This is a genomic window from Serratia liquefaciens, assembly GCF_027594825.1.
Taxonomy (GTDB): Bacteria; Pseudomonadota; Gammaproteobacteria; order Enterobacterales; family Enterobacteriaceae; genus Serratia; species Serratia liquefaciens_A.
This window is the reverse complement of record NZ_CP088930.1, coordinates 2,816,444-2,837,642: the sequence shown is the minus strand read 5'-3', so window position 1 is coordinate 2,837,642 and position 21,199 is coordinate 2,816,444. Positions and strand designations below refer to the sequence as shown.

The following is a 21,199-nucleotide window of genomic DNA, read 5'->3' as shown; positions in this document are numbered from 1 at the left end:
TTATTCCTCGCTGGCGGCAAGTAACGGCGTCAGCGCGTCCAACACCTGCTGTGGCTGAATATCGATCAGGCTCTGATGGTAACCCTGATCGGCATCGCCTTTGCGTATCTTATGGTAACCGCTAATTAAACGGATCACTTTGGCCTTGTCGGACAGCGGCGGCGTGAAGTCCGGGCTGCTTGGGCCGTACAAGGCTATCAGCGGTTTATTCAACGCCGCCGCAACGTGCATCAAACCTGAGTCGTTACTGACCACGGCCGAACAGGAGGCCAACAGGATCACCGCTTGCTCCAGCTGCGTTTCCCCAGCCAGATTCATGCAAAAGCCGCGGGCGTCGTCATCCAGCGCGGCGCGGATCTGTTCACCCGCCTCATTATCCTTGGCGGAACCGAACAGGGCGATTTGATAACCCTGATCGATCAGCTTTTGCGCCAGAGCGGCATAGTGATAATGCGGCCAGCGTTTGGCCGGACCGAACTCGGCGCCGGGGCAAAAGCCGATAATCGGCCGATGATCGGTCAGGTTGAAGGCGGCAGTTGTTTCGGCAATTTCTTCGTCGCTGACCTGCAGTTGCGGCCACAGTAGCGGCTGCGGCAGATCTTCTGCGCGTTGAATACGTTGCTTGTCATAGGCTAACGCGACATAGCGCTGCACCATCAGCGGGAAGGCGGCCTTGTCCAGTACGCGAATATCATTCAGCAGGCCATAGCGCATTTCCCCGCGCCAACCGACGCGCCGTGGCACCTGGGCAAAAAAAGGCACCAGCGCCGATTTGAAGGAGTTCGGCAACACGTAGGCGCGATCGTATCCGTTGGCGCGCAGAGCATGCCCCAGACGACGGCGCTCACCGAGCGCCAGCGCGCCGTGACCTAACGGCATCGACAGGGCCTGGTTGACCTCCGGCATACGCGCCAGCAATGGACGGCACCAGGCCGGTGCCATCACATCAATTTCTGCCGTCGGGTGCTCGGCCTTCAGGGTGCGGTAGAGACTTTGCGACATCATCATATCGCCAACCCATGAAGGGCCGATAACCAGTATTTTCATACCCTACGTTTGTTCCTTCAGCTTAGGCGGTGCGGTTTAACCAGGCCATGTACTCTTTCACGCCTTCGGCGACCGTTTTGAACGGTGCGTCATAGCCGGCGGCGCGCAGCTTGGTCAGGTCGGCCTGGGTAAACGCCTGATAGCGGCCTTTGAGCTTTTCCGGGAACGGGATGTTTTCCACCGCGCCTTTCTGATGGAAGTCGACCACTGCGTCGGCCACTGCCTGGAAGGTTTCTGCACGGCCGGTGCCGCAGTTGAAGATGCCGGAGACGCCGCTTTTCAAGAACCACAGGTTGACTGCCGCCACGTCGCCGACGTAGATGAAGTCACGCTTGAAATCCTGGCTGCCGTCGAACAGTTTCGGGTTCTCGCCGCGGTTGATCTGGCTGTTCAGGTGGAATGCCACGCTGGCCATGCTGCCTTTGTGGCCTTCGCGCGGGCCGTAGACGTTGAAGTAACGGAAGCCGCAGATCTGCGAGTCTGCCTCAGGCAGAATTTCACGCACGTACTGGTCGAACAGGAATTTCGAGTAGCCGTAGACGTTCAGCGGCTCTTCAAACTGGCGCTCTTCGATAAACTCTTCACGACCGCCGTAGGTGGCTGCAGAAGAGGCGTACAGGAATGGAATTTCGCGATCCAGGCAGTAGTGAAGCAGATCTTTGGAGTACTGATAGTTGTTGTCCATCATGTACTTGCCGTCCCACTCGGTGGTGGACGAGCAGGCGCCTTCGTGGAAAACCGCGTCTATTTCACCCAGATCGTCACCGGCCACGATATTGGCGATGAAATCTTCCTTGTCGATATAGTCGGCGATGTCGAGATCGACCAGGTTGGCGAATTTGGTGCCGTCTTTCAGGTTATCTACCACCAGGATATCGCGATACCCTGTGTCATTCAGCGCTTTAATGATATTGCTGCCGATCATGCCGGCGCCACCAGTGACGATAATCATTGGGTTACCCCTGTTATTCTGCCCGGTGGGACACGGTGTCCCACGCTCAATGCCGCTTATAATAGCATTTCATGCCGCTGCAAACATCGGACGGGCTCTGATTATCCCGTGATGTCGAGCACTGCAGTACTTTGCCGTGATATCTGCTGCAATTTTCATATTCTCTCCCGCTGATTCTCGTCAGTTTGGTTACAAATCAGTAAAATATGTTGAAAACAGCCCAATCCTGGAGATAACCGAATGTCCGCGTCTTTTTATCAGCAGTTGGAACAACAGCTTGAGACCACCCGTAGCGAGGGATTGTTCAAAGAAGAGCGCATTATTACTACCGCTCAGCAGGCTGATATCGCCGTAGCCGACGGCAGCCATGTGATCAATTTCTGCGCCAACAACTACCTGGGCCTGGCTAACCACCCGGCGATGATCGCGGCGGCCAAGGCCGGTATGGACAGCCACGGTTTCGGCATGGCGTCGGTGCGCTTTATTTGCGGCACCCAGGACAGCCATAAACAGCTGGAAAAAAAGCTGGCCGACTTCCTCGGGATGGAAGACGCCATCTTGTATTCCTCTTGCTTTGACGCCAACGGCGGGTTGTTCGAAACCCTGTTGGGGCCGGAAGACGCCATTATCTCTGATGCCTTGAACCATGCTTCGATCATCGACGGCGTGCGTTTGTGCAAGGCGAAGCGCTACCGTTACGCCAACAATGATATGACTGAACTGGCCGCACAGCTGAAGCAGGCCAAGGCTGATGGCGCACGCCATATCATGATCGCCACCGATGGCGTGTTCTCGATGGACGGCGTTATCGCCAACCTGAAAGGGGTGTGTGACCTGGCAGACCAGTACCAGGCGTTGGTAATGGTGGATGATTCCCACGCGGTCGGTTTCGTTGGTGCCAATGGGCGCGGTACCCACGAGTATTGCGAGGTGATGGGACGCGTAGACATCATTACCGGAACCCTGGGCAAGGCGCTGGGCGGTGCTTCCGGCGGTTATACCGCAGCGAAAAAAGAGGTCGTGGAGTGGCTGCGTCAGCGTTCGCGTCCTTATCTGTTCTCCAACTCGTTGGCGCCGGCGATTGTCGCTGCGTCGATCAAAGTATTGGAATTGCTGGAGCAGGGCGATGCATTGCGCGATCGTCTGTGGGCCAATGCGAGCCTGTTCCGCGAAAAAATGACCGCGGCAGGCTTTGAGCTGGCCGGGGCCGATCACGCCATCATCCCGGTGATGTTGGGTGAAGCAAAACTGGCGCAGGAATTCGCCAATGCGTTGCTCAAGGAAGGCATCTATGTGACAGGTTTCTTCTATCCGGTGGTGCCGAAAGGCCAGGCGCGCATCCGCACCCAGATGTCCGCCGATCACACCCCGGAGCAAATTGAGCGTGCCGTTGCGGCGTTCATTCGTATCGGTAAAGATCTTGGCGTTATTGCATAAGGTAAAACCATGAAAGCATTGTCAAAACTGAAAGCGGAAGAAGGGATTTGGATGACCGATGTGCCTCAGCCGGAGCTGGGCCATAACGACATCATGATTAAAATCCGGAAAACCGCGATCTGCGGTACCGATGTTCATATCTATAACTGGGATGAATGGTCACAGAAAACCATCCCGGTGCCTATGGTCGTCGGCCACGAGTACGTGGGTGAAGTGGTTGCCATCGGCCAGGAAGTCAAAGGGTTCAACGTCGGCGACCGCGTTTCCGGTGAAGGCCATATCACCTGCGGCCATTGCCGCAACTGCCGGGGTGGCCGCACTCACCTGTGCCGCAATACCACCGGTGTGGGTGTGAACCGTCCTGGTTCTTTTGCCGAATATCTGGTGATCCCGGCGTTCAATGCCTTCAAGATCCCGGACAATATCTCCGATGAGCTGGCGTCAATCTTCGACCCGTTCGGCAATGCGGTGCACACCGCGCTGTCGTTTGATTTGGTAGGCGAAGACGTGCTGGTTTCCGGCGCCGGCCCGATTGGCATCATGGCCGCTGCGGTATGCAAGCACGTTGGCGCCCGCCACGTGGTGATTACCGACGTCAACGAATACCGTCTGGATCTGGCGCGCAAAATGGGCGTGACCCGCGCGGTGAACGTCAGCAAAGAAAACCTGAACGACGTGATGGCCGAGTTGGGCATGACCGAAGGGTTTGACGTAGGGCTGGAAATGTCAGGCGCGCCACCGGCGTTTCGTTCGTTGCTTAACGCGATGAACCACGGTGGGCGTATTGCCATGCTGGGTATTCCACCGTCGGATATGTCGATCGACTGGAATCAGGTGATCTTCAAAGGGCTGTTTATCAAAGGGATTTACGGTCGCGAGATGTTTGAAACCTGGTATAAGATGGCGGCGCTGATCCAGTCTGGTTTGGATCTGACGCCTATCATTACTCACCGTTTCTCGATCGACCAATTCCAGCAGGGCTTTGACGCCATGCGCTCCGGCCAGTCCGGCAAAGTGATTCTGAGCTGGGATTAACCGTAAAAAGGGCCGGAATGCCGGCCCTGATTTTACGCTTTGGGTTTATCTGGCGTTGAGTCCGTCCAGCGCTGCCACTGACGTTTAATAAAGGTCACGGCTGGCGACTGGGTCACGCTTTCGCCGATCACGTTCATGACCTTGCCCGCGTTGACTTTTTCCTTCGGCAACTTGACCTTACACTGTTTGATCCCGCCATTGAACGGGTTCTTCGGCTGCGGTTTCTGCGGCTTGATCGGTGGTGGGACATAGCTGCCGCCACTGCCGCCGCCCTGTGGTTCGTTCAGCAGCGAGCTGGGTTTCACCAGTACGATGTCGCTCGGCAGCGTGGGCAGCATTTGCTGCAGCACTTTCACCGTCGCCGGGCGCGGATGACCAATGGCGATAGCGGAACCGTTGCGCCGCGCTAATTCGACGGCCCGGTTGAACTGGCGACGGATATCGGCTTCGTTGGCCGTGTCGTCCAGGAACACCTTACGCTTGATCACCTTCACATGGGTACCGGCCGCGGCTCGGGTGGCCTGGCTGTTGCCGATGGTCATGCTGTCGAGGAAATAGAGTTGGTAGCTGTCGAGCGCCTGCATGACTTTCTGCATACCCGGCAGGCTGGAGGTCATGGCGCTGCCCATGTGATTATTCATACCCACCGCATAGGGCACATTATTGACCGCATTGCGGATAATGCGCTGGATCTCTTCGCTGCTCATGGAAGGCTGTAGCGTGTCGCGTTCCAGCGGTTGCTTGCTGAGCGGCGCCATCGGCATGTGGATCAGCACTTCCCGGCCCTGACTGTGGGCGCGGGTAGCCATTAAACGGGCATGGGGGGCATTGGGCAGCACTGCAACGGAGATGGCCGTCGGCATTTGCAGCACCGCACCCTCTTCGTGCGGGCGATAACCCACGTCATCGATAACGATGGAGAGTTTCCCTGCCTGTGCGGCGCAGACCTGCAGCAGACAGCCAATCAAGACGGCAGTACGGATTTTGTTATAGCGCAAATCTATCTTCCCAACCACGGTAGTGGGTTAACGGCCTGACCCTGGCGACGAATTTCGAAATAGAGCGACGGCGTTCCCTGGCCTCCGCTGGTGCCTACCAAGGCTATCGGCTGGCCGGCGCGTACCTGCGCCCCTACGTTGACCAACGCGCTTTGGTTGTAGCCATACAGGCTCATGTCACCCTTACCGTGTTCGATGACGACAACCAGGCCATAGCCTTGCAGCCAGTCGGCCAGCAGCACGCGACCGTCGGCGATAGCTTTTACTTCACTGCCTTCGGCGGCGGAGATCACCATGCCTTTCCAGCGTAGTTCACCTTGCAGCTGTTCACCAAAGCCATGCAAAGTACGACCGCGTACCGGCCATATTGCCTGCCCACCTGGTCTGCCAAGGCCGCCGGTACGGGCCATCAGTGAGCGGTCGGCTTCGCTTGGCTTATAGCTGGTGCCGGTTTTCTTCGCCTGTTGTTCTTTGACGCGAACCTGCTCGCGTACTTTGGCGGCCTCACGCGCTTCGCGTTCCGCTCGGGCACGGGCTTCTCTTTCGGCCCGGGCAATCTTGTCGCGCATCCGGGTTTCGTTCTGGCGCAGTTCCACCAGGCGCTGCTGATCTTTTTCCAGCGAGGCTTCCAGCGCGGTCAGCGTTTTCTTACGTGCGCCGCGTGCCTGCTCCAGCTTCTGCTGCTGCGTTTGTTGTTCGCCTAGCAGCGATTTCTGTTGGCCCTGTTTGGCCACCAGCGTGGTTTTTTGCTTTGCCAGCTCGGCGCGGGTTTGCTTCAGTTCTTCAATGGTTTGCTGACGCGCGTCGTTCAGGTAGCCGAAGTAAGCCAAAATACGCTCGCTACGCTGGCTCTCCTCACCGCTGAGGATCAATTGCACGGCGCTGTGCTGGCCCTGGCGGAAGGCGGCATCAAGCTGTTTGGCGAGGATTTCCTGCTGGGTGGATTGCTGTTTTTGCAGCTTGGCGATTGAGGCATTCAGGCCGGAGATATCTTTCCCCAGTTGGCTCAAGGTGCCCTGGGTGTCACGCAGCAGGCGGCTGGCCTGCGCGATGGTTTTTTCTTGCTGCTTAAGCTGATCCTGCAATGAGCTGCGCTGTTGCTGCTGCTGTTTAACCGCCTTTTCTTTCTCGGCGATGCTTTGCTGGATGTCTTTGAGCTGGGATTTATTGTCTTCCGCCGCCTGGCTGGCTAACGGCAACAACAAGACGCCAGCGTAAAATACGCTGGCGCACAGGGTGGTCAACTTCCTTGGCGCGGTGCGTTCAGGCAGCGGCTGGCTGCCTGGGTTTGCGCTTCGGGTTACCCTTGATAGTGCAAAAAACGCCTTTTCCCTCATAGGGAAGGATTATTCCACGATGAACAGCGGCTTACCAGTCATCTCTTGCGGGATTTCCATTCCCATCAGCGTCAGCATGGTCGGCGCGATGTCTGAAAGCTTGCCGCCGTTGACTGCGCGGGCAGGCTTGCCGATGTAAATCAGCGGTACCGGAAGGCTGGTGTGGGCGGTGTGCGCCTGACCGGTCGCCGGATCGCGCATTTGTTCGGCATTACCGTGGTCGGCGGTGATCAGCAACTGCCCGTCGACGGCTTTCACCGCTTCGACGACCTGGGCGATGCAGCCGTCCAGCGTTTCCACCGCTTTTACCGCCGCGTCGTAAACCCCGGTATGACCCACCATGTCGCCATTGGGATAGTTGCAGATGATGGCGTCGTACTTGCCGCTGTTAATGGCGGTCAGCAGGTTGTCGGTCAGCTCGGCGGCGCTCATTTCTGGCTGCAGATCGTAGGTCGCGACCTTCGGTGAGTTGATCAGCACACGTTCCTCCCCGGTAAATGGCTCTTCAACGCCGCCGTTATAGAAGAAGGTGACGTGGGCGTATTTTTCGGTTTCCGAAATGCGCAGCTGGGTTTTGTCGTGCTTCATTAACCATTCGCCGAAGGTGTTGTTCAACGATGCCGGCGGATAGGCGCAGGGAACTTTGATGTCGGCGGCGTATTCGGTCAGCATCACGAAATCACCAAAGTTGATGACTTTGGCGCGCGGGAAACCGTCGAAATCCGCATTCACGAAGGCACGAACGATCTGGCGTGCGCGATCGGCGCGGAAGTTCATGAAAATCAGCGCGTCACCGTCGTGCAGTTCGGCAGTGGCCTCCCCGGCAGCCTGGAGAACGGTCGGCTTGACGAACTCGTCGTTCTCGCCACGCAGGTAAGCGGCCTGCAGGGCAGCAACGGCGTTGTCGGCGACAAAGTCGCCCTTGGCCTGAGTCAGTAAATCATAAGCCAGTTGAACGCGATCCCAGCGGTTGTCGCGGTCCATGGCGTAGTAACGGCCGATCAGCGATGCGATACGCCCGCAGCGCCGGCTGGCAAAGGCATCGCTAAAGCGTTGCAAGGAGGTTTCAGCACTGCGTGGCGGAGTATCACGACCGTCGAGAAAGGCATGCAGGTAAACGGTTTTGGCGCCGCGCTGCGAGGCCAGTTCAATCATGGCCAGAATATGATCTTCGTGGCTGTGTACGCCACCCGGCGACAGCAGCCCCATGATATGCACCGCTTTGCCGGCCTGAACGGCCTTGTCGACCGCTGCCGTCAGCGTTGGATTAGCGAAGAAATCGCCTTCTTTGATTTCTTTATCCAACCGGGTCAGATCCTGATAAACGATACGGCCGGCTCCCAGGTTGACGTGGCCGACTTCCGAATTGCCCATCTGACCGTCAGGCAGGCCAACATCCAGCCCGGATGCGGCGATCAGCGTGTGTGGCTGCTGTTGCCACAGGCGATCCATCACCGGCGTTTTGGCGTTCACAATGGCGTTGTCCTGTTGCTCCTCGCGGTGGCCGTACCCGTCCAGGATCACCAGTACCATCGGTTTTTTGTTGATCGACATTGCATTAACCTCGTTATGAATTTTAAGTTGTGAATAGCCATCTGCCCGGTGCCGGAGTGATGGCTATTCACCCTAAAAACCGACCGATTTTACAACGCCGACGGTTAAAAAGAGCCCAGAGAGATCAAAGTTGCGGTTAACAAGGGCGGCTTTTAGGCTGTGGCGCAGAGAATTTCTCAGCGTAGCCCGCAGTTTCTGCACTAGCACTTGCTTATTGGCTGTATTTGCTGCACTCGGCAGGTATACTCTGGAACCTTGAGTTATTTTTTCCTTAAACTGACGGGAGTTGTTACACCCCATGCTGCAAGAAATTATGCAATTCGTTAGCAAGCATCCCATACTGAGCCTGGCCTGGATCGCCCTGCTGGTTGCGGTGATCGTCATGACGTTCAAGAGCAGTTTCTCCAAGGTGAAAGAGATCACCCGCGGTGAAGCCACCCGACTGATTAATAAAGAAGATGCCGTTGTGGTGGATACCCGCAGCCGTGATGATTTCCGCAGAGGCCACCTGGCCAACGCCATTAACCTGACCGCCAGCGAAATCAAAAGCGGCAGCCTGGGCGAGTTGGAAAAACACAAGGCTCAGCCGATCATCGTGGTTTGTGCCAACGGCACCACTTCCCGCGAGCCGGCAGAAAACCTCCACAAGGCGGGTTTCGAAAACGTCACCACGCTGAAGGACGGGATTGCTGGCTGGAGCGGGGAAAACCTGCCTTTAGTGCGCGGTAAGTAATTATTTAACGTATTTGAGGTGGTAATCCATGGCTAACATTGATATCTACACCAAAGCGACCTGCCCGTTCTGCCATCGCGCCAAAGCGCTGCTGAACAGCAAGGGCGCCGCGTTTAACGAAATCGCCATCGATGGCGATAATGAAAAACGCGAAGCGATGATTGCGCGCAGTGGGCGCACCACCGTGCCTCAGATTTTCATCGATGGCCAACATATCGGCGGCTGCGATGATTTATATGAACTCGATGCTCGTGGTGGTCTGGATCCGCTGCTTTAAGCGGGCCGCTACCGGTTACTGAGTGTCAATAAGGACGTTTAACCAAGGGTATTACACACATGTCAGAACAAAACAGCACAGAGATGGCTTTCCAGATTCAGCGCATTTACACCAAGGATATCTCCTTCGAAGCGCCAAAAGCGCCGCAGGTTTTCCAGCAGGAATGGCAGCCAGAAGTTAAACTGGATCTAGATACCGCTTCCAGCCAGTTGGCTGACGAAGTGTATGAGGTTGTACTGCGCGTAACCGTGACGGCGTCTCTGGGCGAAGAAACTGCGTTCCTGTGTGAAGTGCAGCAGGCGGGCATCTTCTCTGTAGCAGGCATCGACGGCACGCAGCTGGCGCATTGCCTGGGCGCATACTGCCCGAACATTCTGTTCCCGTATGCGCGTGAGTGCATCACCAGCCTGGTTTCTCGCGGTACATTCCCGCAGCTGAACCTGGCACCGGTTAACTTTGACGCGCTGTTCATGAACTATCTGCAGCAGCAGGCGGAAGGCGAAGGTGCCGCACCACATCAGGATGCCTGATGAACACCGTCAATGCTTCAATGACCGTTATCGGTGCCGGCTCGTACGGCACCGCATTAGCCATTACGCTGGCGCGTAACGGCCACTCCGTGGTGCTGTGGGGCCATAACCCCGAGCAGATTCAAAAAATGCAGCACGATCGCTGCAATCAGGCCTTTCTTCCCGACGTAACCTTCCCCGACACGCTGTTGCTCGAAGCCGATTTGGCCCGTGCGCTGGCGGCCAGCCGTGATGTGCTGGTGGTGGTACCAAGCCATGTGTTTGGTGACGTGCTGCGTCAGTTGAAACCGCATTTGCGGCCGGATGCCCGTATCGTTTGGGCAACTAAAGGGCTGGAAGCAGAAACCGGCCGGCTATTACAGGACGTGGCGCGCGAAGCGCTGGGCGAAGCCATTCCGCTGGCGGTGGTCTCCGGGCCGACTTTCGCCAAAGAGTTGGCTGCCGGGCTGCCTACCGCCATTGCACTGGCCTCTACCGATGCGCAGTTCGCTGAAGATCTGCAACAGTTGCTGCACTGTGGCAAAAGTTTCCGCGTCTACAGCAACCCCGATTTTATCGGCGTGCAGTTGGGCGGGGCAGTGAAGAACGTGATTGCCATTGGCGCCGGCATGTCAGACGGCATCGGGTTTGGTGCGAATGCCCGTACCGCATTGATTACCCGCGGCTTGACGGAAATGACACGCCTTGGCTCTGCACTGGGTGCCGATCCCTCGACCTTCATGGGCATGGCCGGGCTGGGCGATCTGGTGTTAACCTGCACCGATAACCAATCGCGCAACCGCCGCTTCGGTATTATGCTGGGGCAGGGAAAAGGCGTGCAGGAAGCGCAGGACAGTATAGGTCAGGTGGTCGAAGGCTATCGCAATACCAAAGAGGTATTGGCGTTGGCGCAGCGGCACGGCGTTGAAATGCCGATTACCGAACAGATTTACCAGGTGCTGTACTGCCACAAAGATGCCCGCGAGGCCGCGCTAAGCCTGTTGGGGCGGACCAGAAAAGACGAAAAACACAACGCTTGACCTATAAAATAGAATGCGGGGCGGCATGCTGACCCCGGCAACTGAATTGGGCTGCCTGATCGCTATGCGATGAGGCAGCCTGTTTTGCAAGGCGGAGAGGAACCTGATGTCGTCAGAAGAGTTAGAGCAGGTCTGGAATAGCATTAAATCAGAGGCGAGAGAGCTGGCTGAGTGTGAACCGATGCTGGCTAGCTTTTATCATGCGACGTTGCTCAAGCACGATAACCTGGGCGGTGCGCTCAGCTATATTCTGGCAAACAAGCTGGCAAATCCAATTATGCCGGCCATTGCGGTGCGTGAAGTGGTGGAAGACGCCTACCTAGCCGATCAGCAAATGATCGCTTCGGCCGCCCGTGACATCCTGGCCGTGCGTCTGCGTGACCCGGCGGTAGACAAATATTCAACGCCGTTGCTGTACCTGAAAGGTTTCCATGCGCTGCAGGCCTACCGTATCGGCCACTGGTTGTGGCTGCAGGGGCGGCAGGCGTTGGCGATTTACCTGCAGAATCAGATTTCGGTCGCTTTCGGCGTGGATATTCACCCGGCGGCCACGATTGGCTGCGGCATCATGCTTGACCATGCTACCGGCATCGTGATCGGTGAAACTGCCGTGGTAGAAAATGACGTGTCTATTCTGCAGTCGGTTACCCTTGGCGGTACCGGTAAGACCAGCGGCGATCGCCATCCGAAGATCCGTGAGGGCGTAATGATTGGCGCCGGGGCTAAAATTCTCGGCAATATAGAAGTGGGTAAAGGCGCTAAAATCGGTGCGGGCTCAGTGGTGCTGCAGTCTGTACCTGCGCATACGACGGCCGCGGGCGTGCCTGCACGTATTGTCGGTCGGCCGGAAAGCGACACGCCGTCGATGGATATGGACCAGTATTTCAACGGCACTAACCACGGTTTTGAATACGGCGACGGTATTTAAGCGGGTGGATTGGCGCATAAACATAAAATCGGGGGAGCTTTGGTTCCCCCGATGTATTTCTTTCCAGGGTTAACCCTGTTTAGGGAAGTTGGTGATGTCTGTGACCATGTCATCGATCGCGGCTTTGACGTCCTCTGCCGTTACCGGTGAACTGTCGTTGCTTACGGTTTTACCGTAGGCTTTACGCGCGACTTCCAGCACGGTTTTGCCGGTGTCCTGATCAATCAACTCACCTTCGATATACAGCGTGGTGTTTTGGGTTCTGTGACCGCTGGCCGCCATGGTGCTGGCAACCACTGCCGCGACCGGCACCACCTCATAGAATTTCATATCTTCGTTTTCGGCAGAAACTGCGGTGATGGCGAGCTTAGCTATCAACACGCGCGAGCCGGCCGGACTGTTCAGTACGGTAAAGCGATTTTCAAGCGCGGCTTTGATCCGCTGGGTGGCGTAAGCCTTTATTTTATTCAGCGTATCCTGGCTGACGCGCGTCGTCGGTTTTTCAGCAGGGAAATAGACTACCGGCTCGAAATACAGGCCGCGGTAGTTGGATTCTTTGTAGCTTGGGTCGATCCAGCGCAGCGTTTTATGGCCGCTGGGTGACGTGGTTTCCTGCAATTTACTGTAGTCAGACAGGAACCCCGAGTACTGATCCGTTTTGGTTACTTTGGACGAACAGCCCGCCAATAACAGGCCCGCTGCCAAAACCGCCATGGCAACGCCCAAACGTTGTTTTTTCATACGATTTCCTATGATGAATGTCGATTACCCTTACAAAACATAGCTCATTATCCTCTGTCGCAGTGAATGTTTTCGGAGCCTGGCGTGCCCTGTTCCCGCACCCTTTTGACAGGATCGTGATACACCGCGGGTTTTAGGCATTAAGCACCCGTGAAAGTGAAAACAGCGCCTTCTCCGCTTTCGCCTGCGCGACATCCAGTGCCCTTTGCCACTCTGGCAGCAGCGGCCACAGATCTTGCTGATTTTCGGCCTGCTGGCACCAGACAAAACGATCGTGCCAATCGCCGAGCGCACTTTGCGCCGTTTTCAGGTTGGCGGCGGCTTCTGGCGTAATGGGGGAAAGTTGAGGATAGGCATCGACAACATAGCGCAGGCGCTTAACCAGCAGGCGCAGCCGGTGCCGGTCGTAATGCGAGTCGGCCATTGCCAGGCACAGCTGCTTCGTCTGAAGGCTCAGGCGGAGGGCAATACGACGTTTCGTATGCCGGGGGTTGGTTCGGCGGAAGGTTTTTGGCCAGGCATGCAGCAGAGTGGGAAAGTGGGTCAGCAACGGTTGCGACATCAACGCCAGTTTGCGGCTGTGCAACTCGGTTTTGCGCGTGTTGGTCTGCCATGCCAACGGGTGCTGTTCCAGTTCGGCAATCAGCACTTCCAGATCGCGTATCGGCGTAGTGATTTTACCCAATTCAGCGGCGGCGCGGCTGAGCTGGGTAACGTCAGGGATACCGCGCAAGGGGCGCAACAGGCTTCTGATACGCTGCAGGTTGATACGTACGTCGTGTAAGGCCTCAGCGTCCGTTATGTCGTGCAAACGCAACAGCGCCTGATTCAGCGTGCTTTCGAGCCTGCGTAGTTGCGTGACAATACTCTCAGCCAAAGCCATTCGATGTCCCCGGAGAGGTAACCTTTAAACATTATTGTCTCCGCAGGCCAGGTTGTCATTGATTAAGACTTAATCAGTGCACCCGCATAGTCCAGTTGTCGCCAGGCTTCGTACACCACCACGGCAACGGCGTTGGACAGGTTCATGCTGCGGCTTTGTGCCTGCATGGGGATGCGGATTTTCTGCTGTGCCGGCAAGGCTTCGAGGATCTCTGCGGGCAGGCCGCGCGTTTCCGGCCCGAACAGCAGGTAGTCACCGGCCTGATAGCTGACCGCGCTGTGCGCCGGGGTGCCTTTGGTGGTCAGGGCAAACAGACGCTGCGGATTTTCGCTGGCGATAAAGGCCGCGTAGTCGGCATGACGCCGGATGCTGGCGAATTCATGGTAATCCAGCCCGGCGCGACGCAGGCGTTTATCGTCCCACGGGAAGCCCATTGGCTCTATCAGGTGCAGTTGAAAACCGGTATTGGCACACAGGCGGATAATATTGCCGGTGTTGGGTGGGATCTCAGGTTCGAATAAAACGATGTTCAGCATGTAAAAAGCCCCTCATGACGAGGGGCGCAGAATAGCAAAATCTTAGCGGCCTGTCTTAGGCTATCAGCGCTGGTGGAGCGGTAACCACAACACCAGACGCAGGCCGCCGAGCGGGCTGTCTTCCGCTTTCACCCAACCACGGTGTTGGTTGACTGCCGCCTCAACGATGGCCAGGCCCAGACCGGTTCCTCCGGAAGCGCGATCGCGTGCTTCATCGGTACGATAGAACGGCCGGAATATTTGTTCGCGATCTTCCGCACTGACGCCGGGACCGTCGTCGTCGACCACAATGGTGATGCCTTGGTTGTCTGCGCTGAACGCCACGGCAATGTGGGTGTTCGAATAGCGCAGGGCATTGCGAACGATATTTTCCAATGCGCTATCCAGCGCACCGGCGTTACCGAACAGGGCCCACGGGCCGGGAGGAGAGGTGATCTCCAGCTGTTTGCCCATTTGTTCGGCTTCGAAGCTGGCGTCGTCCAGCACGTCGGCCCACAGTTCGTTGGCCAGCAGCCGTTCACGGACCAACTCACTTTTCTGTTGTCCGCGCGACAGCACCAGCAGATCGTTGATCATTGAGTCCAGGCGTTGTGCTTCGGTTTCGATGCGTGCCAGCTCGTGCCCTTCGCCGTGACGACGGCGCATTAATGCCGTGGCCAACTGCAGACGGGTCAGCGGCGTGCGCAACTCATGCGAAATATCGGAAATCAGCCGTTGCTGAGCGGTCATCATGCGTTCCAGCGCGCTGACCATTTGGTTAAAACTGGCGCCAGTCGCCAGGAACTCTTGTGGCCCGGCCTCCAGCTCAGGATGCTGTTTCAGGTTGCCACGTGCGACATCGTCCGCCGCATTCTTCAGCTTGCGCGCCGGTTTTGCCAGGCTCCAGGCCAGCCATAGCAGCAAGGGGGCGCTGATCAGCATGGTGACGATCAGCAGCAGCAGCGGCCGGTCGAACATCAGGTTGATAAAATCGGATTGTGGGCTGTTGGCAGGGCGGATCAGGTACAGCTGGTAGTTGTCTTCACCATCGCGCACCGAGAAAGGGCCGACCAGTTCGACGCGGCCATATTTCTTCTTCTTCGGATGATCGGAGTTATCAGATTGGCCGATGAAATTGCGCACCAACTGCATTTCGTTGCGCTGCATGTTGCCAATCACCCGGCCTTCGCTGGTGACCAGAAGCAGGCGCTGCCCAGGCGGGGCCCATTTTTCAATGGCGCGGAATAAGCGCCGCCACCACATCAGATCGTTGGCCGGATCGTTTTGCAACTCGGCCTCGACGTGTTGTTCCAGCATCAGCCCCTGCCGCTGCTCGCTGTCCAGCAGCGAGGTCATTTGGCGGGAGTCTAACTTGGGCACCATCAACACCAACATCAACACCAGGGCCAATGTGAACCAGAAAATGGCGAAGATACGTGCCGTCAAACTGTTGATCATGTTGCAGATACCATTAAGTAACCCCGACCACGCAGCGTTTTGAACCACGGATGGCCGTCTTTGCGGTTGGGCAGCTTACGTCGCAGGTTGGAGATGTGCATATCGATAGCGCGATCAAAAGGCGTCAGCCGTTTACCCAGCACTTCCTGGCTCAGCAGTTCGCGTGACACCACTTGACCAAGGTGCTGCGCCAGCAGGTACAGCAGGGTAAATTCGGTGCCGGTGAGATCCAGCGTTTGGCCGTCGAAGCTGGCTTCCTGGCGACCCGGGTTGAGCTGCAGGCCGTCCACGTCCAGCGTTGGTGCGCCGGTATCGACATTCTGCTGTTGTTCGCTCCAGTTGGAGCGGCGCAGGATCGCGCGGATACGCGCCACCAGTTCGCGATCGTTAAAGGGTTTCGGCAGGTAGTCATCGGCGCCCAGTTCCAGGCCCAGCACGCGGTCAAGTTCACTGCCGCGAGCGGTCAGCATGATGACCGGGGTCTGGTGATGCTGACGCAGCTCTTTCAACGTATCGATACCGTTTTTCTTCGGCATCATGATATCGAGCAGCAGCAGGTCGATGGAGCTGTCCAGTAGCGACAACGCCTGTTCGCCATCGTAAGCAACCACGATGGTAAAGCCTTCCATTTCAAGCAGTTCTTTTAACAGCGAGGTCAGCTCGCGGTCGTCGTCAACTAGCAGAATTTTATTCATTGTGTTTTACCTCCTGACGCAAAATACGTCATCAACTGTTGGCATTCCATGACTTTACGTAGTTTTACATGCACTGACGCATGTTTGCAGGTGCAGCAGTACACTGCTCCTCGTTGATTCGCAAAGTGAGAAAGCACGAGGAGTTGAAATGCGTAAGGTGACCGCATTAGTTATGGCATCAATGCTGGCAATAGGTTCTACCGCTGCGTTCGCTGCCGACACTACATCGGAAACTGCACCGACTCCCGGAAACGATGCGACCACCAGAACACCTGGCCAACACCACATGTTTGACGGTGTCAGCCTGACTGAGCAACAGCGCCAGCAAATGCGCGATTTAATGCGCCAGGCGCGCCACGATCTGCCAGGTGTCAATGTAGCTGAAATGGAAGCCATGCATAAGCTGGTGACCGCAGACAAATTTGATGAAGCCGCCGTGTATGCCCAGGCGGAACAGATGGCCCAGCAGCAGGTTAAGCGTCAGGTCGAAATGGCCCGGGTACGCAACCAAATGTATAACCTGCTGACGCCACAGCAAAAAAGCGTTTTAGACCAGAAACATCAGCAGCGCATGCAGCAGATGGAGCAACAGATTTCTGGTTTGCAGCAAACTTCTGCCCAGAAGTTAAGTACGACTGAGTAGTCCCCTGTTTTTTCCTTGCCATAGACACCATCCCTGTCTTCCCCCGCCATGATGGCGGGGTTTTTTTTATCCATCAATTACAGCTTGATAAGCCGTTAGGTTACTCTGCAAAGTTAAACCACAGAGTATGGACCATGACGGCGTATAGCGCTGGTCGAACGGTTTTTTCTTCATCGATATGGCCGTTTTCCCTTTGCGACGCGCACTGCCTTGGCAACGGCAGGCGACGCTATGCGAAGGCTTTTTTGCTCACCATTCCGTTATACTGACCCTCTGAACGTTTAACCGGGATGGGTTATGGAACCGCAATATGCGCGTTTGGTGAAATCCGCCGCGTTAGCGGCCACCGTTTTGGCCTCAACGCTGTTACTGATCAAAATTGTCGCCTGGTACCGCACCGGTTCGGTGAGCCTGTTGGCCGCGCTGGTGGATTCGCTGGTGGATATCGCCGCATCGTTGACCAACCTGCTGGTGGTGCGTTACTCGCTGCAGCCGGCCGATGAGGAGCACACTTTCGGGCACGGCAAGGCTGAATCGTTGGCGGCGTTGGCGCAAAGTATGTTCATTTCCGGTTCGGCGCTGTTTTTATTTCTGACCGGTTTTCAACATCTGTATTCGCCGGAAACCCTGCGCGACCCTGGTATCGGTATGGCCGTGACGATAGTGGCGTTGGTCAGCACCCTGTTGCTGGTCACCTATCAACGCTGGGTAGTGAGAAAAACTCGCAGTCAGGCAGTGCGAGCAGATATGCTGCATTATCAGTCAGATGTCATGATGAATGGTGCTATTCTTATAGCGCTTGCGCTAAGCTGGTATGGTTTTCACCGGGCGGATGCGTTGTTTGCATTGGGAATCGGCGTCTACATTCTTTATAGCGCGTTACGGATGGGTTATGAAGCTGTGCAATCGTTGCTGGACCGGGCACTGCCGGACGACGAGCGCCAGGCGATTATCGACGTGATTTCTTCATGGCCTGGGGTGAAAGGTGCGCACGATCTACGCACCCGCCAGTCCGGTCCGACGCGTTTTATTCAGCTGCATCTGGAGATGGACGATACGCTGCCGCTGATGCAGGCGCATATTCTGGCGGAACAGGTGGAGCAGGCGTTATTGCATCGCTTTCCGGGGGCTGATGTTCTCATCCACCAGGATCCTTGTTCCGTGGTACCCGTGGGCCGGCAAGGACGTTGGGAGCTATAATTAATGCAGGATGACGAGAACTAGCGCAGTGGATAAACGGTGGCATTAGCTCAGCGTGCCATGAGGTTTTTTTACCGCAATAATGCGTGACTTGAATCAATTCAGCTGGGTGTTTTTGCTATAATATCCAGCAATAAACCGTAAAGCTGGTTTTCTGCAGCCGGAGAGGTTTCAAGACAATCGGCGAATACAGAATTCTTAAGAAATTGCATCTACAGTTCAGAGGTAGTCATGATCAAGAAAATCGGTGTACTGACGAGTGGCGGTGATTCGCCGGGTATGAACGCTGCAATCCGTGGCGTTGTGCGTGCTGCACTTTCGGAAGGTCTGGAAGTTTTTGGTATTTACGATGGCTACCTTGGCTTGTACGAAGATCGCATGGAACAATTGGACCGCTATAGCGTGTCCGATATGATCAATCGCGGCGGCACTTTCCTCGGTTCAGCCCGCTTCCCTGAGTTCAGAGACGACAGCGTACGCGCCAAGGCAATTGAGAATCTGAAAAACCGCGGTATTGATGCGTTGGTGGTGATCGGCGGCGATGGTTCCTATATGGGTGCCAAACGCCTGACGGAAGAAGGTTTCCCTTGTATCGGCCTGCCGGGCACCATCGATAACGACGTGGCCGGTACCGACTACACCATCGGCTTCTTCACCGCGCTCGAAACCGTAGTGGAAGCTATTGACCGTTTGCGCGACACCTCGTCTTCTCATCAGCGTATTTCCATCGTTGAAGTGATGGGGCGCTACTGCGGCGATCTGACGCTGGCGGCGGCGATTGCCGGCGGTTGTGAATTTATCGTATTGCCTGAAACCGAGTTCAACCGCGAAGACCTGGTTTGCGAAATCAAGGCCGGTATCGCCAAAGGCAAAAAACACGCGATTGTGGCGATCACCGAACACATCTGCGATATCGATGAGTTGGCTCGCCATATCGAACAAGAAACCAAGCGTGAAACCCGCGCGACCGTGCTGGGCCACATTCAGCGCGGCGGCTCGCCGGTAGCTTACGATCGTATTCTGGCTTCCCGCATGGGCGCTTACGCTATCGAGTTGCTGCTGCAGGGCTACGGTGGCCGTTGCGTCGGTATCCAGAACGAGAAGATGGTGCACCACGACATCATCGATGCGATCGAAAACATGAAGCGTCCGTTCAAGGGCGACTGGCTCGATACAGCGAAAAAGCTGTACTGATCCCGCATTGATTCAACTCGAGAAGCCTCCGCACGCGGGGGCTTTTTTTATGCCCGTAACAGTTATATTCCAGAATCGTCTAGCCCAACATTTTTTATTCTTTAATTGGCGGGAAAGTTTCTGGCAGGCTCTGATGCTAAATCAACCGATTGAGGTTGTGATTAATTTTCCTGGGAGAGCGAGTCGATGCGTATGCGTAAATGGGGTGTAGGTCTGACAATAATGCTGCTGGCGTCCGGCGCCATGGCGAAAGATATCCAACTGCTAAACGTTTCGTACGACCCGACACGTGAGTTCTATCAGGAATATAACACCGCATTCGGTAAATACTGGCAGCAGCAGACCGGCGATAAAGTGACGGTGCGCCAGTCGCATGGCGGCTCCGGCAAGCAGGCGACCTCGGTGATTAACGGCATTGAAGCCGATGTGGTCACGCTGGCGCTGGCCTATGACGTGGACGCAATCGCCGAGCGCGGGCGCATCGATAAAGAATGGATCAAACGCCTGCCGGACAACTCGGCACCTTATACCTCGACCATTGTGTTTTTGGTGCGTAAAGGCAACCCAAAACAAATTCACGACTGGCCGGATTTGATTAAGCCGGGCGTCTCGGTGATCACCCCGAACCCGAAAACCTCCGGGGGCGCACGCTGGAATTATCTGGCGGCCTGGGGTTACGCACTGCACCAGAACAATAACGATCAGGCCAAGGCGCAGGAATTCGTTAAAAACCTGTATAAGAACGTCGAAGTACTGGATTCCGGCGCACGCGGTTCAACCAATACTTTCGTAGAACGTGGCATCGGTGATGTGCTGATCGCCTGGGAAAACGAAGCTTTGCTGGCGGAGAAAGAGCTGGGTAAAGACAAGTTTGAAATTATCACCCCAAGCGAATCGATTCTGGCGGAGCCGACTGTCTCGGTAGTCGATAAAGTGGTTGATAAGCGCGGTACTCGCGATGTGGCGACGGCTTATCTGAAGTATCTGTATACGCCGGAAGGACAAACCATCGCGGCGAAAAATTACTACCGTCCGCGTGACGAAGCTGTGGCGGCCAAGTTTGCCGAGCAGTTCCCGAAACTGAAGCTGTTCACGGTGGATGATACCTTTGGCGGCTGGACTCAGGCACAGAAGGTGCACTTCGCCACCGGCGGCGTGTTCGACGAGATCAGCAAGCGCTGATGCCTTGATGACAATAATAAAAAACCCCGGCTTGCCGGGGTTTTTTATTTAACAGCCAGAGAAAAATCAGGCTTTTTTAGCAGCGGCAGCGGCTTTGACGATCACGGCGAAAGCATCAGCTTTCAGTGATGCGCCGCCAACCAGCGCGCCGTCGATGTCAGGCTGGGTGAACAGCTCGGCGGCATTTTTATCGTTCACGGAACCGCCGTACTGGATAATCACTTCTGCAGCTACGGCAGCGTCCTGCTTGGCGATGTGATCGCGGATAAATTTGTGTACTGCCTGAGCCTGCGCAGGGGTAGCGGATTTACCGGTACCGATAGCCCAGATTGGCTCATAAGCGATCACGGCGCCTTTGAAGGCTTCTGCGCCCTGAGTTTTCAGCACGGCGTCGATCTGGCGTGCGCAAACTTCTTCGGTTTTACCCGCTTCGTTTTCTGCGTCGGTTTCACCGATGCACAGCACTGGGATCAGGCCGGCTTTTTTCAGCACGGCAAATTTCTCGGCGATCGCCGCATCGGTTTCTTTGTGGTAAGTACGACGCTCGGAGTGGCCGATGATGATGTATTGCGCACCGATATCTTTCAGCATGTCGGCGGAAACTTCACCGGTGAATGCGCCGGACAGGTTCACATCTACGTTTTGGGCGCCCAGAGCAATGCGGCTGCCGGCCAGTGCGTGTTTCGCCTGGTCCAGATACATCACAGGCGGTGCGATAGCGACGCCACAACCGTCAACGCTGCTCAGCTCATTGCGCAGAGCGGCGATCAGTTCGTTAACCATGTGAGTGCTGCCGTTAAGCTTCCAGTTACCCATAACTAATGGATGACGCATGTTTTTT

General features: G+C 56.1%; 22 protein-coding genes. 11 read left to right on the top strand and 11 right to left on the bottom strand.

The window, feature by feature from the left end; all coding sequences use genetic code 11:
- Nucleotides 1-1,047: an ADP-heptose--LPS heptosyltransferase RfaF gene (gene rfaF, locus LQ945_RS12875; protein ID WP_020837591.1), complete on the bottom strand. Its 1,047-nt coding sequence runs from the start codon at nt 1,045-1,047 to the stop codon at nt 1-3.
- Between the two features lie 22 nt (nt 1,048-1,069).
- A complete protein-coding gene (gene rfaD / locus LQ945_RS12870) occupies nt 1,070-1,999 on the bottom strand; it encodes an ADP-glyceromanno-heptose 6-epimerase (RefSeq protein WP_182823564.1) in 930 nt (309 codons plus the stop codon).
- A gap of 240 nt (nt 2,000-2,239) precedes the next feature.
- Between rfaD and kbl the strand changes: the two genes are divergently transcribed.
- Together kbl and tdh are read left to right on the top strand one after the other, a co-directional pair.
- Nucleotides 2,240-3,436, top strand: a complete 1,197-nt coding sequence (gene kbl / locus LQ945_RS12865) for a glycine C-acetyltransferase (protein ID WP_044554903.1) — start codon at nt 2,240-2,242, stop codon at nt 3,434-3,436.
- Between the two features lie 9 nt (nt 3,437-3,445).
- Nucleotides 3,446-4,471, top strand: coding sequence for an L-threonine 3-dehydrogenase (tdh, locus tag LQ945_RS12860; protein WP_044554904.1), 1,026 nt, complete (start codon nt 3,446-3,448; stop codon nt 4,469-4,471).
- Between the two features lie 32 nt (nt 4,472-4,503).
- Here the strand turns inward: tdh and LQ945_RS12855 are convergent, their stop codons facing one another.
- The 3 genes from LQ945_RS12855 to gpmM are packed head-to-tail and all read right to left on the bottom strand — an operon-like array spanning nt 4,504 to nt 8,360.
- Entirely contained in the window at nt 4,504-5,469 is a 966-nt protein-coding gene (locus tag LQ945_RS12855) for a divergent polysaccharide deacetylase family protein (RefSeq protein WP_262241266.1), read from the bottom strand.
- 2 nt (nt 5,470-5,471) lie between these two features.
- Nucleotides 5,472-6,806: a murein hydrolase activator EnvC gene (gene envC / locus LQ945_RS12850; RefSeq protein WP_044554906.1), complete on the bottom strand. Its 1,335-nt coding sequence runs from the start codon at nt 6,804-6,806 to the stop codon at nt 5,472-5,474.
- A gap of 9 nt (nt 6,807-6,815) precedes the next feature.
- Nucleotides 6,816-8,360, bottom strand: a complete 1,545-nt coding sequence (gene gpmM, locus LQ945_RS12845; protein ID WP_270100910.1) for a 2,3-bisphosphoglycerate-independent phosphoglycerate mutase — start codon at nt 8,358-8,360, stop codon at nt 6,816-6,818.
- Nucleotides 8,361-8,658: 298 nt separating this feature from the next.
- Here gpmM and LQ945_RS12840 point away from each other — a divergent pair, with 298 nt between their 5' ends.
- The 5 genes from LQ945_RS12840 to cysE all read left to right on the top strand — a co-directional run bounded on the left by LQ945_RS12840 (nt 8,659) and on the right by cysE (nt 11,847).
- Complete coding sequence (locus LQ945_RS12840; RefSeq protein WP_020837580.1) at nt 8,659-9,093, top strand: rhodanese-like domain-containing protein; 435 nt, start codon at nt 8,659-8,661, stop codon at nt 9,091-9,093.
- Between the two features lie 28 nt (nt 9,094-9,121).
- Nucleotides 9,122-9,370, top strand: coding sequence for a glutaredoxin 3 (gene grxC / locus LQ945_RS12835; protein ID WP_012147490.1), 249 nt, complete (start codon nt 9,122-9,124; stop codon nt 9,368-9,370).
- A 59-nt stretch (nt 9,371-9,429) separates the two neighbouring features.
- Nucleotides 9,430-9,900, top strand: coding sequence for a protein-export chaperone SecB (gene secB, locus LQ945_RS12830; RefSeq protein WP_020837579.1), 471 nt, complete (start codon nt 9,430-9,432; stop codon nt 9,898-9,900).
- Nucleotides 9,900-10,919, top strand: coding sequence for an NAD(P)H-dependent glycerol-3-phosphate dehydrogenase (gene gpsA / locus LQ945_RS12825; protein ID WP_270100909.1), 1,020 nt, complete (start codon nt 9,900-9,902; stop codon nt 10,917-10,919). The genes secB and gpsA overlap by 1 nt, the downstream gene beginning before the upstream one ends.
- Nucleotides 10,920-11,025: 106 nt before the next feature.
- Complete coding sequence (gene cysE, locus LQ945_RS12820; protein ID WP_044554910.1) at nt 11,026-11,847, top strand: serine O-acetyltransferase; 822 nt, start codon at nt 11,026-11,028, stop codon at nt 11,845-11,847.
- A 69-nt stretch (nt 11,848-11,916) separates the two neighbouring features.
- On the opposite strand, the gene LQ945_RS12815 is transcribed toward cysE, so the two are convergent.
- From LQ945_RS12815 to cpxR, 5 genes are all read right to left on the bottom strand, one after another.
- Nucleotides 11,917-12,588: a DUF3313 domain-containing protein gene (locus LQ945_RS12815; protein ID WP_270100908.1), complete on the bottom strand. Its 672-nt coding sequence runs from the start codon at nt 12,586-12,588 to the stop codon at nt 11,917-11,919.
- Nucleotides 12,589-12,721: 133 nt separating this feature from the next.
- Nucleotides 12,722-13,471 carry a CHAD domain-containing protein gene (locus tag LQ945_RS12810; protein WP_270100907.1) on the bottom strand — a complete coding sequence of 250 codons (750 nt, stop codon included), beginning with the start codon at nt 13,469-13,471 and terminating at the stop codon, nt 12,722-12,724.
- A gap of 62 nt (nt 13,472-13,533) precedes the next feature.
- A complete protein-coding gene (gene trmL / locus LQ945_RS12805) occupies nt 13,534-14,007 on the bottom strand; it encodes a tRNA (uridine(34)/cytosine(34)/5-carboxymethylaminomethyluridine(34)-2'-O)-methyltransferase TrmL (RefSeq protein ID WP_012147485.1) in 474 nt (157 codons plus the stop codon).
- A 63-nt stretch (nt 14,008-14,070) separates the two neighbouring features.
- Nucleotides 14,071-15,444, bottom strand: a complete 1,374-nt coding sequence (gene cpxA, locus LQ945_RS12800; protein WP_270100906.1) for an envelope stress sensor histidine kinase CpxA — start codon at nt 15,442-15,444, stop codon at nt 14,071-14,073.
- On the bottom strand, nt 15,441-16,139 hold the full coding sequence (gene cpxR, locus LQ945_RS12795; protein ID WP_004953234.1) for an envelope stress response regulator transcription factor CpxR: 699 nt from the start codon (nt 16,137-16,139) through the stop codon (nt 15,441-15,443). Before cpxR ends, cpxA begins: the two co-directional genes overlap by 4 nt.
- 148 nt (nt 16,140-16,287) lie before the next feature.
- On the opposite strand from cpxR, the gene cpxP reads away from it, so the two are divergent.
- The 4 genes from cpxP to LQ945_RS12775 all read left to right on the top strand — a co-directional run bounded on the left by cpxP (nt 16,288) and on the right by LQ945_RS12775 (nt 20,358).
- Entirely contained in the window at nt 16,288-16,782 is a 495-nt protein-coding gene (cpxP, locus tag LQ945_RS12790; protein ID WP_041415106.1) for a cell-envelope stress modulator CpxP, read from the top strand.
- A gap of 297 nt (nt 16,783-17,079) precedes the next feature.
- Nucleotides 17,080-17,982, top strand: coding sequence for a CDF family cation-efflux transporter FieF (fieF, locus tag LQ945_RS12785; RefSeq protein WP_262241296.1), 903 nt, complete (start codon nt 17,080-17,082; stop codon nt 17,980-17,982).
- A gap of 231 nt (nt 17,983-18,213) precedes the next feature.
- On the top strand, nt 18,214-19,176 hold the full coding sequence (gene pfkA / locus LQ945_RS12780; RefSeq protein WP_020837567.1) for a 6-phosphofructokinase: 963 nt from the start codon (nt 18,214-18,216) through the stop codon (nt 19,174-19,176).
- 192 nt (nt 19,177-19,368) lie between these two features.
- Entirely contained in the window at nt 19,369-20,358 is a 990-nt protein-coding gene (locus LQ945_RS12775; RefSeq protein ID WP_044554942.1) for a sulfate ABC transporter substrate-binding protein, read from the top strand.
- A 66-nt stretch (nt 20,359-20,424) separates the two neighbouring features.
- Here the strand turns inward: LQ945_RS12775 and tpiA are convergent, their stop codons facing one another.
- Nucleotides 20,425-21,192 (bottom strand): triose-phosphate isomerase, encoded by a 768-nt coding sequence (gene tpiA / locus LQ945_RS12770; RefSeq protein WP_041415104.1) that lies wholly within the window; start codon nt 21,190-21,192, stop codon nt 20,425-20,427.
- Nucleotides 21,193-21,199: the final 7 nt, after the last annotated feature.